The sequence below is a fragment of the Citrobacter sp. wls613 genome, from assembly GCF_005281195.1.
Classification (GTDB): domain Bacteria; phylum Pseudomonadota; class Gammaproteobacteria; order Enterobacterales; family Enterobacteriaceae; genus Citrobacter; species Citrobacter gillenii.
Window position 1 is genome coordinate 111,075 of the sequence record NZ_SZXN01000057.1, and the last position, 13,229, is coordinate 124,303.

At 53.5% G+C, this 13,229-nt stretch carries 14 protein-coding genes; 12 read left to right on the plus strand and 2 right to left on the minus strand.

Annotated features, from left to right (window positions below; genetic code table 11):
• Positions 1-91: 91 nt before the first annotated feature.
• Positions 92-2,644 carry a peptidoglycan glycosyltransferase/peptidoglycan DD-transpeptidase MrcA gene (gene mrcA, locus FDX01_RS12820; protein WP_170974773.1) on the minus strand — a complete coding sequence of 851 codons (2,553 nt, stop codon included), beginning with the start codon at positions 2,642-2,644 and terminating at the stop codon, positions 92-94.
• Between the two features lie 120 nt (positions 2,645-2,764).
• Between mrcA and FDX01_RS12825 the strand changes: the two genes are divergently transcribed.
• The 12 genes from FDX01_RS12825 to trpS all read left to right on the plus strand — a co-directional run bounded on the left by FDX01_RS12825 (position 2,765) and on the right by trpS (position 12,954).
• The gene (locus FDX01_RS12825; RefSeq protein WP_135911290.1) at positions 2,765-3,544 is read left to right on the plus strand and encodes a DNA utilization protein HofM; all 780 of its coding nucleotides are present in this window, start codon (positions 2,765-2,767) and stop codon (positions 3,542-3,544) included.
• Complete coding sequence (locus tag FDX01_RS12830) at positions 3,544-4,083, plus strand: PilN domain-containing protein (protein ID WP_137399879.1); 540 nt, start codon at positions 3,544-3,546, stop codon at positions 4,081-4,083. The genes FDX01_RS12825 and FDX01_RS12830 overlap by 1 nt, the downstream gene beginning before the upstream one ends.
• Positions 4,067-4,537: a hypothetical protein gene (locus tag FDX01_RS12835; RefSeq protein ID WP_137399880.1), complete on the plus strand. Its 471-nt coding sequence runs from the start codon at positions 4,067-4,069 to the stop codon at positions 4,535-4,537. Before FDX01_RS12830 ends, FDX01_RS12835 begins: the two co-directional genes overlap by 17 nt.
• Positions 4,527-4,931, plus strand: a complete 405-nt coding sequence (locus FDX01_RS12840) for a HofP DNA utilization family protein (RefSeq protein ID WP_137399881.1) — start codon at positions 4,527-4,529, stop codon at positions 4,929-4,931. Before FDX01_RS12835 ends, FDX01_RS12840 begins: the two co-directional genes overlap by 11 nt.
• Positions 4,843-6,081, plus strand: a complete 1,239-nt coding sequence (gene hofQ, locus FDX01_RS12845) for a DNA uptake porin HofQ (protein ID WP_137399882.1) — start codon at positions 4,843-4,845, stop codon at positions 6,079-6,081. The genes FDX01_RS12840 and hofQ overlap by 89 nt, the downstream gene beginning before the upstream one ends.
• 403 nt (positions 6,082-6,484) lie before the next feature.
• A complete protein-coding gene (gene aroK / locus FDX01_RS12850) occupies positions 6,485-7,006 on the plus strand; it encodes a shikimate kinase AroK (protein ID WP_003023552.1) in 522 nt (173 codons plus the stop codon).
• 55 nt (positions 7,007-7,061) lie between these two features.
• Positions 7,062-8,150: a 3-dehydroquinate synthase gene (gene aroB, locus FDX01_RS12855; RefSeq protein WP_115257310.1), complete on the plus strand. Its 1,089-nt coding sequence runs from the start codon at positions 7,062-7,064 to the stop codon at positions 8,148-8,150.
• 96 nt (positions 8,151-8,246) lie between these two features.
• On the plus strand, positions 8,247-9,557 hold the full coding sequence (gene damX, locus FDX01_RS12860; RefSeq protein ID WP_115257311.1) for a cell division protein DamX: 1,311 nt from the start codon (positions 8,247-8,249) through the stop codon (positions 9,555-9,557).
• A gap of 117 nt (positions 9,558-9,674) precedes the next feature.
• Positions 9,675-10,511: an adenine-specific DNA-methyltransferase gene (gene dam / locus FDX01_RS12865; RefSeq protein WP_115257312.1), complete on the plus strand. Its 837-nt coding sequence runs from the start codon at positions 9,675-9,677 to the stop codon at positions 10,509-10,511.
• 17 nt (positions 10,512-10,528) lie between these two features.
• The gene (rpe, locus tag FDX01_RS12870) at positions 10,529-11,206 is read left to right on the plus strand and encodes a ribulose-phosphate 3-epimerase (RefSeq protein ID WP_096759286.1); all 678 of its coding nucleotides are present in this window, start codon (positions 10,529-10,531) and stop codon (positions 11,204-11,206) included.
• Positions 11,199-11,957 (plus strand): phosphoglycolate phosphatase, encoded by a 759-nt coding sequence (gene gph, locus FDX01_RS12875; RefSeq protein ID WP_096759287.1) that lies wholly within the window; start codon positions 11,199-11,201, stop codon positions 11,955-11,957. The genes rpe and gph overlap by 8 nt, the downstream gene beginning before the upstream one ends.
• The gene (gene trpS, locus FDX01_RS12880; RefSeq protein WP_137399883.1) at positions 11,950-12,954 is read left to right on the plus strand and encodes a tryptophan--tRNA ligase; all 1,005 of its coding nucleotides are present in this window, start codon (positions 11,950-11,952) and stop codon (positions 12,952-12,954) included. The genes gph and trpS overlap by 8 nt, the downstream gene beginning before the upstream one ends.
• A 106-nt stretch (positions 12,955-13,060) precedes the next feature.
• On the opposite strand, the gene FDX01_RS12885 is transcribed toward trpS, so the two are convergent.
• The gene (locus FDX01_RS12885) at positions 13,061-13,228 is read right to left on the minus strand and encodes a DUF4223 family protein (protein WP_096759289.1); all 168 of its coding nucleotides are present in this window, start codon (positions 13,226-13,228) and stop codon (positions 13,061-13,063) included.
• Position 13,229 lies beyond the last annotated feature (1 nt).

Here is a 13,229-nt window from a genome sequence, read left to right on the forward strand (position 1 = left end):
TAGCGCCGGAAGGTGACGCCAGAGGCGTCTTATCCGGCCTACCATGTTGCGTTAAGTAGGCCGGATAAGCGAAGCGCCATCCGGCAATAGATCAGAACAGTTCGTGAGCCTCACCATTATCAATAATGGTGGTCCCCACTTCATGTACCGCCTGCTGTGTGGGCTGAGTCCCTTCAATAAAATACTCTTCGCGACTGTTGCCGCCGCTCGCCAGTTGACCGGTGCTGCGATCGATATTGACCGTTACGATACCTGGCGGTGGCGTCAGCGGCTGCTCTGGTACGCCCTCTAACACACTCTTCATATAGGCATCCCACGCTGGCTGGGCACTCTTCGCCCCCCCTTCATAGCCGGAGATCTGATCTTTGATCGCACCCGAGGCCGTAGAGTGTCCAAGGTTACGGCGATGGTCATCAAAACCAATCCATACCGAGGTCACGACCCCTGGGCCGTAGCCGGAGAACCAGGCATCTTTCGAGCTGTTGGTGGTCCCGGTTTTACCGCCGATATCTCGACGCTGTAAATCACGACCTGCACGCCAGCCGGTACCCATCCAGCCTGGCTCACCAAAGATATTGGTGTTCAGCGCGCTTTTAATCAGGAACGCCAGCGGCGTGTTGATCACATGCGGGGCGTATTCCTGGGTCCCGCTTTGCGCGACCAGCGCCTGATTCGCCTGCTCAAGTTGCGGCATTGGCACCGCGGCATTCTGCTGTTCCTGAGAAATGGCAACGTCTTCAACGTTACTGTTTTCCAGCACGTTAGATTTCTGGGTGTCGCCATAAATCACCGGAATATCACACTCCGGACAGGCAATTTTGGGCTTCGCTTCGAAGATAACACCGCCCTGATCGGTTTCAATCTTGCTGATGAAGTACGGATCAACCAGGAAACCACCGTTGGCCATCACCGCGTAGCCGCGGGCAACCTGCAGCGGGGTGAACGAGGCGGAACCCAGCGCCAGCGACTCGGTATGAACAATATTTTGCGCCGGGAAGCCAAAACGTTGCAGATACTCTGCTGCGTAATCTACGCCCATCGCGCGCATGGCGCGGACCATCACCACGTTCTTCGACTGACCCAGCCCCTGACGTAAGCGGATAGGGCCGGCATATTGCGGCGGTGAGTTTTTCGGCTGCCAGTCAGAACCTGCACCCGCATCCCAACGGGAAATCGGGACGTCATTCAGCATACTGGCCAGCGTCAGGCCTTTATCCATTGCCGCGGTGTAGAGGAACGGTTTGATATTCGAACCGACCTGACGTAACGCCTGGGTAGCACGGTTAAACTTGCTCTGGTTGAAATCAAAGCCACCAACCAGCGCCATTACCGCGCCGTTTTGCGGATTGATGGAGACCAGCGCGGAGTTGACGTCAGGAACCTGCGCCAGCCACCAGGCGTCACCGACCTGGCGGACCCAGATTTGCTGACCCGTCTGGACAACATCGGTCACTTTTCGCGGCGTCGGGCCCTGTTGGGTATCGGAGCGGTAAGGACGCGCCCAGCGCATGCCTTCCATACGCAGCGCCACCGATGTGCCGTCCGCCAGCGTGGCGGTCGCTTCCTGTGGATTTGCGTTGGTGACCACCGCCGGCAGCAGCGGTCCGTAGGTCGGCAGCGCTTTTAGTGAGTCGGTGATTTTTTTGGTGTCCCAGGCGCTTTCGCCCACTTTCCATAGCACGTTTGACGGGCCACGGTAGCCGTGGCGCATGTCGTAATCCATGACGTTATTACGGACCGCCTGCTGGGCCGCCTGTTGGACTTTACGCGTAATGGTGGTGGTGATGCGATACCCGTCTTCATAGGCTTTTTCACCATAACGGCTATACATTTCCTGGCGCACCATTTCAGACAGATACGGCGCAGAGAAGGCAATTTCCGGCGCGTGATAGTTGGCGTCAATAGCTTCGCTGCGTGCCTGATCGTACTGGGCCTGCGTGATGTAGTTTTCGCTCAACATACGCGACAGCACAACGTTACGTCGCGAGGTAGCCCGGTCCATTGAATAGAGCGGGTTGAAGGTTGACGGTGCTTTTGGCAGACCGGCGATGACTGCCATCTCGCTTAAGCTGAGCTGGTCGACCGTCTTACCGAAATAGACTTGTGCTGCGGCACCAACGCCATAGGCGCGATACCCCAGGTAGATCTTATTCAGATAAAGCTCGAGGATCTCATCTTTACTCAGCAGTTGCTCGATGCGAATCGCGAGGAAGACCTCTTTGATCTTACGCATCAGCGTGCGTTCCGGGCTGAGGAAGAAGTTTCTCGCCAACTGTTGGGTGATGGTACTCGCCCCTTGCGACGCGTGCCCGGAGAACAGCGCAACGCTGGCCGCACGGAAGATCCCCACCGGGTCAACGCCGTGGTGCTCATAAAAGCGGCTGTCTTCGGTGGCGATAAAGGCTTTGACCATTTCCGGCGGCATCTGATCCAGCGTGACCGGAATACGACGTTTCTCGCCATATTGCGCGATCAGTTCGCCGTCAGCGCTGTAAACCTGCATCGGGATCTGCAAACGCACATCTTTTAACGTCGCGACGTCAGGTAATTGCGGCTCAATATAGCGATAGAGGCCATAAATCGAGCCTGCTCCCAGCAGGATGCAACATACTGCAAGGATTAATAAATACTTTACGAACTTCACTGGAGATTTCCCATTTAGTGGCATTTGGGCAGTTTATAAACAAACGCGCGGTAGTATAAAGGCAAGCCAGACGCATTGATATACCCGTTAAAGCAACGGGTGATAAGGAGATCATCAGCAATGGCTTTCAATATCTGGCAAATTGGTCTGCATATTCAGCAACATGACGTGCTGGCTGTGGCCGTCGTTCGCGACGCCTCCGGTTGGTTTCTACAGCGCTGGTGGCGGTTGCCGCTGGCGAACCAGACGATTGTCGACGGGCACATTCGCGCACCTGAACAGCTCAGCAAGGTGTTATTGCCGTGGAGTCGTGAACTCCCTCGCAGACACCACATTCATCTGTCCTTTCCCGCCCACAGGACGTTACAAAAAAAGATCCCCCGCCCAGTCATGACGCTGCGTGAGCCAGAACAAACGGCATGGTTGTCTGGGTCGATGGCGCGTGAGCTGGATATGGACCCAGATGCGCTGCAATTCGATTATAGCGAAGACACCTTAAGTCCGGCCTTTAACGTGACCGCCGCGCAAAGCAAAGAGGTGTCGACCCTCCTGACGCTGATGCAAACGCTGAAAGTACAGATAACCGCCATTACGCCGGATGCCAGCGCGTTACAGCGCTTTATACCGTACTTATCGGCGCATCAGCAGTGTCTGGCCTGGCGCGATGACGCGCAGTGGTTGTGGGCGACTCGTTATGCATGGGGGCGTAAACCGGTGGGCGACAGTCACGCTATCGACGATCTTGCTGCAACATTATCGCTTTCCCCGGAAGAGATTGCGTTGTGCGGGCCAGGCCGTTTTGACCCCTTAAGCGTGGTGTCTGTTCGTCAGCCGCCCATTCCGCCTGAAAGTCATATCTTTACTATTGCGCTTGGGCTGGCAATGGGGGGAACAGACTGATGATAGCGACCATCAACCTTCTCCCCTGGCGTCAGTCACAGCGGCGCGCCTGCCTGCGGTTTTGGGCTGTTTTATTTAGCGGATCGCTGCTGTTGATCGTTGGCTGTGCACTGAGCTATTACGCTGTCGTCATCGAAGACAACCGGGCAAAAACGGTGAAGATAGCTGCTGAGAAAATGCGGGGCGAGACGCTTGTGGCCCAAAAACCGCATTTACTCCTGCGCCAGCAACAATGGCAACAGCGACAGCTGCGTAAAACGCAGCGAGATCAGACGCGAAGCTGGCAACCGATGCTCGAAGGACTGGCAAATTTACTGCCCGAACAGGTGTGGCTGACAACCCTGACCTGGCAACATGAAGTGCTGGAACTGAGCGGAATGGCGCAGAACTTTAGCGCCCTCAATACGCTGGAAACGCAATTACGCAAACAGTCCTTTTTTCGCTTAGGCGACCCCGGCGAAACTCAGAAGGATGCGTTGGGACGTTGGCAATTTCACTATCGTCTGACGCGGAGCGTAATGCATGAACGTACTCTGTGATCGTTGGCTGGCCTTGTCGCCGCGTTGTCGAATCGTCTGCTGGGGCGGCTGGAGTGTCACCATGGCGCTGATGGTCATGTTGTGCCTGCTTTATCCGCTACGGCAAGAATGGAACGTACAACGGGAGGAACTGCGGCAGCAACATGCGGCGAACCAGGCGCAATGGCGGAACCTGTACCAACTGGTTACACCGGCTGACCCCACAGTTTGGGCCAATGACGAGAATACGATGCCTTTTTCTGCTCTGGATTTTCAGACTCCGCTTTCACGCCTGACTCACTGGCAGCCTTCTGCACAGGGCGGGGAGATGACGCTGAAGCCCGCCTGGGATGCTGTTCCAGCATTGTTTGTCCGGCTGGCGGAACGGGGGATGCAGGTCAACAGTTTTTCTCTTCGCCTGGAGGATGCCGAGCTGATGCTTACACTGCAGCTGGAGCGCCTGAATGACGGTTAAGCGTGGACTGTTGGTAGGGATTAGCCTGCTGATACTGACCGGGATGCGCGATCCTTTCCTGCCGCCGGAGGATCGTTGCCATACCACTGAGCTGTCGACGTGGCGTTATCAAGGTGCGGTAAGCCGGGGAGGGCGCCTGATTGGCCTGGTTCAGGATGGTAAAAATACATGGCGGCGGATCGAACTGCATGAGGCGCTGAAGGGGGGATGGACGGTTTCTCATATCTCGGCACAAAGCATAACTATTGAGATGGGTAAAGACTGTGAGCCGTCACGCTGGCAGTGGCAACGACAAGGAGAAGGGTATGAAGCGATGGATAGCCGTGGTGCTGATGGTCGTCATCCCCAGCGTGCTGGCGGGAAAAGCGCCAAACGTGACGCTGGTGGTGGATGATGTTCCCGTGGTTCAGGTATTGCAGGCGATGGCTGAGCAGGAAGGAAAAAATCTGGTGATTTCGCCCGATGTCAGCGGCGTGATGTCGTTGCATCTGACGGATGTCCCGTGGAAGCAGGCATTCCAGACGGTGGTGAAAAGCGCCGGACTGGTGTTGCGCCAGGAGGGGAGCATCCTGCATGTGCATTCGGTAGGCTGGCAGAATGAAAATGTGGCACGCCTGGAGAGCGAGCAGGCGCGGCGGCAGGCCAGTCTCCCGCTGGAACATCGCAGCATTGTTTTGCAGTACGCTGACGCCGCCGATCTGGCAAAAGCGGGTGAGAAACTGCTGAGCGCCAAAGGCAGTATGACGGTAGATAAACGCACGAATCGACTGCTGCTTCGCGATAACAAACCTGCGCTGATGGCGCTGGAAACGTGGGTGTCGCAGATGGACTTGCCGGTTGAACAGGTCGAACTGGCGGCACACATTGTGACGATTAACGAAAAAAGCCTACACGAGTTGGGCGTGAAATGGTCGCTGGCCGACGCCACGCAAGCGGGGACGGTGGGCAACGTCACTACAATGACCAGCGATCTCTCTGTGTCCGCAGCGACGTCGCGTGTGGGGTTTAACATTGGTCGTATCAATGGTCGTCTACTGGAACTGGAGCTGTCTGCACTGGAGCAAAAACAGCAGCTTGATATCATCGCCAGCCCACGATTACTGGCTTCTCACCTGCAACCTGCCAGTATTAAGCAGGGCAGCGAGATCCCTTATCAGGTCTCCAGCGGGGAAAGCGGAGCCACGTCCGTTGAGTTCAAAGAAGCCGTACTGGGAATGGAGGTGACGCCAACCGTGCTGCAAAAAGGGCGAATTAGACTAAAGTTGCATATCAGCCAGAATGTCCCCGGGCAGGTGTTACAGCAGGCGGATGGCGAAGTACTGGCTATCGATAAGCAGGAAATTGAAACGCAGGTCGAGGTAAAAAGCGGAGAGACAATCGCGCTGGGTGGGATTTTTTCGCATAAAAATAAATCTGCGGCGGACAGCGTGCCGTTGTTAGGCGATATCCCCTGGCTTGGATATTTATTTCGCCATGACGGTAAAGAGGATGAGCGGCGCGAGTTAGTGGTTTTTATCACGCCCAGACTGGTCTCGAGCGATTAATTTATGCATGAAAAGCCGTTGTTTTTGCACTGGACATGTTTCAGAAATTTGACGTGCGGGTGTATTTAGCATACAAGGAGTACCGATTTGAGCGTCGGTCGTTTTCTTTACTTGTGCACCGGTAATACGCTTTGCCTTTCTGGTGGTGTGTCATGGGTTGATTTGGCGTCATTTGGCCGTGCGATTCGTTGCCAGGCCTGATGTTTGCAGGGCAATACGCCTGCCACGACCAGAAATGCGAAAGGTTTGGTGATTTATTCAGTTGCCAAACCCGCTTGAGTATTGAGATAATTTTCAGTCTGACTCTCGCAATATCTTATGAGGTTTCAGTTCATGTCCTGCTGCGCTGAGTGTCTGCGAAGCGGGTTTACCATTAACGAATAGTCTTAGTAGTACCGAAAAAATGGCAGAGAAACGCAATATCTTTCTGGTTGGGCCTATGGGTGCCGGAAAAAGCACTATTGGGCGCCAGTTAGCTCAACAACTCAATATGGAATTTTACGATTCTGATCAAGAGATTGAGAAACGAACCGGAGCTGATGTGGGCTGGGTCTTCGATGTAGAAGGTGAAGACGGCTTCCGCGATCGCGAAGAAAAAGTCATCAACGAGTTGACGGAAAAACAGGGTATTGTGCTGGCAACTGGCGGTGGCTCTGTTAAATCACGTGAAACACGTAACCGTCTTTCCGCGCGTGGCGTCGTGGTCTATCTTGAAACGACAATTGAAAAACAACTTGCGCGAACTCAACGCGACAAGAAACGCCCACTGCTGCAGGTAGAATCACCGCCTCGCGAAGTTCTGGAAGCGTTGGCTGACGAACGCAATCCTCTGTATGAAGAGATTGCTGACGTGACCATTCGCACCGATGATCAGAGCGCTAAAGTCGTGGCAAACCAGATTATTCATATGTTGGAAAGCAACTGATTCTGGCTTAATACACTCGTCTGCGGGTACAAGTAACTAAGGTGGATGTCGCGTCATGGAGAGGATTACAGTCACTCTCGGGGAACGTAGTTACCCTATCACTATCGCGGCTGGTTTGTTTAATGAGCCGGCTTCATTCTTACCGCTGAAATCGGGCGATCAGGTTATGTTGGTGACCAACGAAACCCTGGCTCCCCTTTATCTCGATAAGATTCGCGGCGTACTTGAACAGGCGGGTGTTAATGTTGATAGCGTCATCCTTCCCGACGGCGAGCAGTATAAAAGCCTGACGGTGCTGGATACGGTATTCACAGCATTACTGCAAAAACCGCACGGTCGCGATACCACGTTGGTTGCTCTTGGCGGCGGCGTGATTGGCGATCTTACCGGTTTTGCAGCCGCCAGCTATCAGCGCGGCGTACGTTTTATTCAAGTTCCGACAACGCTGTTGTCGCAGGTTGATTCCTCCGTTGGCGGCAAAACCGCCGTAAACCATCCCCTCGGCAAGAACATGATTGGTGCTTTTTACCAACCCGCTTCCGTGGTGGTGGACCTCGACTGTCTGAAAACGCTTCCTGCGCGTGAACTGGCGTCGGGTCTGGCGGAAGTGATCAAATACGGCATCATCCTTGACGGTGAATTTTTCAGCTGGCTGGAAGACAATCTGGACGCATTACTGCATCTGGACGGTCCGGCAATGGCGTACTGTATCCGCCGTTGTTGTGAGCTGAAGGCAGAAGTTGTCGCAGCAGACGAGCGCGAAATGGGCTTACGTGCTTTACTGAATCTGGGACATACGTTTGGCCATGCAATCGAAGCTGAAATGGGTTATGGCAATTGGTTACATGGTGAAGCGGTGGCCGCAGGTATGGTAATGGCTGCTCGTACGTCAGAACGTCTGGGTCAGTTTTGCTCCGCGGACACGCAGCGCATCATTACGCTGCTGAAGCGGGCAGGCTTACCGGTTGATGGACCACGTGAGATGTCCACTCAGGCCTATTTACCGCACATGCTGCGAGATAAAAAAGTGTTGGCGGGGGAGATGCGTTTAGTGCTTCCGTTGGCAATAGGGAAGAGTGAAGTGCGCGGCGGAGTGTCGCACGAGGTGGTTCTTAACGCTATTGCTGATTGCCAGCAGGCGTAACAACAAGAAAGGTCCGGCTTGCGTTGTAAGGCGTAAGTCTTTTAGCTTCAGGTTATGTGCAACGTCGTAAGCATTAACCTTTGAGTGGGGTGTTAAATGGATGAATTCAAACCAGAAGACGAGCTGAAACCCGATCCCAGCGATCGTCGTACTGGTCGTTCTCGTCAATCGTCTGAACGCGATAATGAGCCGCAAATCAATTTTGATGATGTTGATCTGGATACTGACGATCGTCGTCCAGCGCGCGCGCGTAAAGAACGTGACGAAGAGCAAGACATTGAAGAAGACTATGAATCTGATGACGATACCGTGGATGAAGAGCGTGTAGAACGCCGTCCGCGTAAGCGTAAGAAGGCCGCCAGCAAACCTGCCTCTCGTCAATATATGATGATGGGTGTGGGGGTTCTGGTGCTGCTGCTGTTGATAGTCGGCATCGGTTCAGCGTTGAAAGCCCCCTCATCTCCCTCTTCCAGCGATCAGACGGCGTCTGGCGAGAAGAGTATCGATCTTTCTGGCAATAGCGCGACCGATCAGGCGAGTACCACTCAGCCTGCAACGACTGCTGAGCAACCGGCTGGCAATGCGCAGCAGGATGTTTCTCTGCCGCCAATTTCTTCTACGCCAACTCAGGGGCAAGCACCTGTTGCCGCTGAAGGTCAACAGCGTGTTGAAGTTCAGGGCGATCTGAATAATGCCCTGACGCAACCGCAAGGTCAGGAACAGGTGAACAACGTGGTTGTGAACTCCACGCTGCCAACCGAACCTGCTACCGTTGCACCTGTTCGTAATGGTACTACGGCGCGTCCTGCAACAACGGAGCCTGCTGAGCGTCACGCGACTGCGCGTCCGGAACGCAAACAGGCCGTTATTGAGCCGAAGAGCAAACCGCAGACGACCGTGAAAGCAACGCCGACAGAGCCAAAACCTGTTGCCCAGGCGAAGCGCACTGAACCGACTGCGCCAGTGACTGCACCGGTTACTACGACCAAAGCACCTGCGGCAACGACTGCGCCAAAAGCGACAGCTGAGCCTAAAGCAACCGTCAGTACCACCACACCAGCGCAGACTGCTACTCCTGCGCCAACTACGGCAACGCCTGTAGCGGGCGGAGCAAAAACGGCGGGTAATGTTGGGGCGTTAAAATCAGCGCCATCCAGTCATTACACTCTGCAGCTCAGCAGTTCTTCTAACTACGACAACCTGAACGGTTGGGCGAAGAAAGAGAACCTGAAGAACTACGTGGTGTATCAGACGACGCGTAACGGTCAACCGTGGTATGTTCTGGTGACGGGTGTATATGCATCTAAAGACGATGCAAAACGTGCGGTGTCTACGTTGCCAGCCGACATTCAGGCGAAAAACCCGTGGGCGAAACCGCTGCATCAGGTTCAGGCCGATCTGAAGTAAGATAGGATATGTTCTGCAATGGTTTGATGTTTCGCCCAATTGCGGGACAAAGACTAAAGCGCAGGATGCTGTCGGAGCTTTCTCCACAGCCGGAGAAGGTGTAATTAGTTAGTCAGCATGAAAAAAAATCGCGCTTTTCTGAAGTGGGCAGGGGGGAAATACCCCCTGCTTGATGATATCAAACGGCATTTGCCTCAGGGCGAATGTCTTGTCGAACCCTTCGTGGGTGCAGGGTCGGTGTTCCTCAACACCGACTTTTCTCGTTATATTCTTGCCGATATCAACAGCGACCTCATCAGTCTCTATAACATCGTGAAGTCGCGTACCGATGAGTATGTGCAGGCTTCGCGCGAGCTGTTTGTCCCTGAGACCAATCAGTCTGAGGTGTACTATCAGTTCCGGACAGAATTTAACGCCAGCCAGGATCCATTCCGACGTGCGGTACTGTTCTTATACCTCAACCGTTTTGGTTACAACGGCCTGTGTCGGTACAACCTGCGTGGCGAATTTAACGTGCCGTTTGGCCGTTATAAAAAACCCTACTTCCCGGAAGCAGAGTTGTATCATTTTGCCGAAAAAGCGCAGAATGCAGAGTTTCATTGCCTCTCCTATGAAGAGTGCATGGAGCGTGCTGATATCAACTCTGTGGTTTATTGCGACCCGCCTTATGCGCCGTTGTCGGCGACGGCGAATTTCACCGCGTATCACACCAATAGCTTTAGCCCGAAAGAGCAGGCGCATCTGGCCGAAATGGCAGAAAAGCTGGTCAGTAAGCAGATCCCGGTGTTAATTTCGAACCATGACACGCCCGATACGCGCGAGTGGTACCGAGCGGCGAAGCATTTTCAGGTAAAAGTGCGGCGCAGTATAAGCAGCAACGGCGGCACACGTAAAAAGGTGAATGAACTGCTGGCTCTGTACAAACCAGGAGTCGTAACGCCTGCGAAAAAATAATTCTCAAGGAGAAGCGGATGAAACAGTATTTGATTGCCCCCTCAATTCTGTCGGCTGATTTTGCCCGCCTGGGTGAGGACACCGCGAGCGTTCTGGCCGCCGGTGCCGATGTCGTGCACTTCGACGTCATGGACAACCATTATGTACCGAACCTGACTATCGGGCCGATGGTACTGAAATCGCTACGCAAATATGGGATTACCGCCCCTATTGATGTGCATCTGATGGTGAAGCCGGTTGACCGTATTATCCCGGACTTCGCTGCCGCTGGCGCCAGCATCATTACTTTTCACCCGGAAGCCTCCGAACACGTCGATCGCACCTTACAGCTGATCAAAGAGAATGGCTGTAAAGCGGGCCTGGTGTTCAACCCGGCCACGCCGCTGAGCTACCTGGACTACGTTATGGATAAGCTGGATGTGATCCTGCTGATGTCCGTTAACCCCGGTTTTGGCGGCCAATCTTTCATTCCGCAAACGCTGGAAAAACTGCGTGAAGTCCGCCGTCGTATTGATGAGTCTGGCTATGACATTCGCCTGGAAGTTGATGGCGGCGTTAAGGTGAACAATATCGGCGAAATCGCCGCAGCGGGTGCGGATATGTTTGTCGCAGGTTCCGCGATTTTCGACCAACCTGACTACAAAAAAGTCATTGATGAAATGCGCCATGAACTGGCGAAGGTAAGTCATGGATAAATTTCAGGATATTCGGGGCGTAGCTTTTGACCTCGACGGTACGCTGGTTGATAGCGCGCCGGGATTAGCCGCCGCAGTGGATATGGCGCTGTACGCGCTGGAATTACCCACTGCAGGCGAAGAACGTGTGATTACCTGGATTGGTAATGGCGCAGATGTATTGATGGAGCGTGCACTCACCTGGGCTCGCCTTGAGCGCGCTACGCTGCGTAAAACGACGGGCAAACCGCCCATCGATGACGACATTCCTGCCGTTGAGCAGGTGCGTATTTTACGTAAGCTGTTTGACCGCTATTACGGTGATGTTGCCGAAGAAGGGACGTTCTTATTTCCCCACGTTGCCGATACGCTGGGCGCGCTGCATGCGAAAGGCCTGCCGTTAGGTCTGGTAACCAACAAGCCGACACCGTTTGTGGCACCGCTGCTTAACGCACTGGATATCGCCAAGTATTTTAGTGTGGTCATCGGCGGTGACGACGTGAAAAATAAAAAACCGCATCCCGATCCGCTGCTGCTAGTGGCCTCACGTATGGGGATTGCGCCTGAAAAATTGCTCTTTGTGGGTGATTCGCGCAATGATATTCAGGCGGCAAAAGCCGCTGGCTGTCCTTCGGTTGGTCTTACGTATGGGTATAACTACGGTGAAGGGATCGACCTCAGCCAGCCGGATGTAATATATGACAGCATTAATGACCTTCTGCCCGCACTCGGGCTTCCGCATAGCGAAAATCAGGAATTGAAAAATGACTAAGCCCATCGTTTTTAGTGGCGCACAGCCCTCAGGTGAATTGACCATTGGCAACTATATGGGTGCGCTGCGTCAATGGGTAAACATGCAGGATGATTACCACTGCATCTACTGTATCGTGGACCAGCATGCTATCACCGTCCGCCAGGACGCGCAGAAGCTGCGTAATGCTACGCTGAATACGCTGGCGCTGTATCTGGCGTGTGGTATCGATCCTGAGAAAAGCACCATTTTCGTTCAGTCCCACGTGCCGGAACATGCACAGTTAGGCTGGGCGCTGAACTGCTACACCTATTTTGGTGAACTGAGCCGCATGACCCAGTTCAAAGATAAATCTTCCCGTTACGCTGAAAACATCAATGCCGGTCTGTTCGACTACCCGGTACTGATGGCAGCCGATATTCTGCTGTACCAGACCAATCTGGTACCGGTAGGGGAAGATCAGAAACAGCACCTGGAACTGAGCCGTGACATCGCCCAGCGTTTTAACGCACTGTATGGTGACATCTTCAAAGTGCCTGAGCCGTTTATTCCGAAATCTGGTGCGCGTGTGATGTCCCTGCTGGAGCCGACGAAGAAAATGTCTAAGTCGGATGACAACCGCAACAACGTGATCGGCCTGTTGGAAGATCCGAAATCTGTGGTGAAGAAAATCAAACGCGCCATGACGGATTCCGATGAGCCGCCTGTTGTTCGTTACGATGTGCAGAATAAAGCGGGTGTTGCCAACTTGCTGGATATTCTCTCTGCCGTAACGGGTAAGAGCATCCCGGAACTGGAGCAGCACTTTGAAGGCAAGATGTATGGCCACCTGAAGGGTGAAGTTGCCGATGCCGTTTCCGGTATGTTGACTGAGCTTCAGGAACGTTACCACCGTTTCCGTAACGATGAAGCCTTCTTGCAGCAAGTGATGAAAGATGGTGCAGAAAAAGCCAGTGCGCGCGCAGCAGAAACACTGAAAGCGGTGTATGAAGCAATTGGATTTGTTGCGAAGCCGTAATATAACGTGCGGCTAAAATAAAAGCCGGATTATCTCCTATACTGTTTAATATTATAACGGCATGGGAGATAACCCGGCTTTATATATTTATACGGAATATAAATAATTACAGCGCAGTGTCACCGCAGCCGCCAATGATTTTAGAAATAGAAATGGCTGGGTGCAGAAAATAATCGTAATCACAGGTCTTGTTTTTATTCTGAACGCTACCGGTGCAGGCAGTCAATGTGGAGAGAGCCAGCAGTACTGCAGCAGCTTTAAGCATGTTTTTCATT

What these genes read in the sequence shown, in the direction of transcription:
- FDX01_RS12825 (WP_135911290.1), top strand. Translation starts at nt 2,765, where the DNA reads ATGGCTTTCAATATCTGGCAAATTGGTCTGCATATTCAGCAACATGAC.
- FDX01_RS12830 (WP_137399879.1), top strand. Translation starts at nt 3,544, where the DNA reads ATGATAGCGACCATCAACCTTCTCCCCTGGCGTCAGTCACAGCGGCGC.
- FDX01_RS12835 (WP_137399880.1), top strand. Translation starts at nt 4,067, where the DNA reads ATGAACGTACTCTGTGATCGTTGGCTGGCCTTGTCGCCGCGTTGTCGA.
- FDX01_RS12840 (WP_137399881.1), top strand. Translation starts at nt 4,527, where the DNA reads ATGACGGTTAAGCGTGGACTGTTGGTAGGGATTAGCCTGCTGATACTG.
- hofQ (WP_137399882.1), top strand. Translation starts at nt 4,843, where the DNA reads ATGAAGCGATGGATAGCCGTGGTGCTGATGGTCGTCATCCCCAGCGTG.
- aroK (WP_003023552.1), top strand. Translation starts at nt 6,485, where the DNA reads ATGGCAGAGAAACGCAATATCTTTCTGGTTGGGCCTATGGGTGCCGGA.
- aroB (WP_115257310.1), top strand. Translation starts at nt 7,062, where the DNA reads ATGGAGAGGATTACAGTCACTCTCGGGGAACGTAGTTACCCTATCACT.
- damX (WP_115257311.1), top strand. Translation starts at nt 8,247, where the DNA reads ATGGATGAATTCAAACCAGAAGACGAGCTGAAACCCGATCCCAGCGAT.
- dam (WP_115257312.1), top strand. Translation starts at nt 9,675, where the DNA reads ATGAAAAAAAATCGCGCTTTTCTGAAGTGGGCAGGGGGGAAATACCCC.
- rpe (WP_096759286.1), top strand. Translation starts at nt 10,529, where the DNA reads ATGAAACAGTATTTGATTGCCCCCTCAATTCTGTCGGCTGATTTTGCC.
- gph (WP_096759287.1), top strand. Translation starts at nt 11,199, where the DNA reads ATGGATAAATTTCAGGATATTCGGGGCGTAGCTTTTGACCTCGACGGT.
- trpS (WP_137399883.1), top strand. Translation starts at nt 11,950, where the DNA reads ATGACTAAGCCCATCGTTTTTAGTGGCGCACAGCCCTCAGGTGAATTG.
- FDX01_RS12885 (WP_096759289.1), bottom strand. Translation starts at nt 13,228, where the DNA reads ATGAAAAACATGCTTAAAGCTGCTGCAGTACTGCTGGCTCTCTCCACA.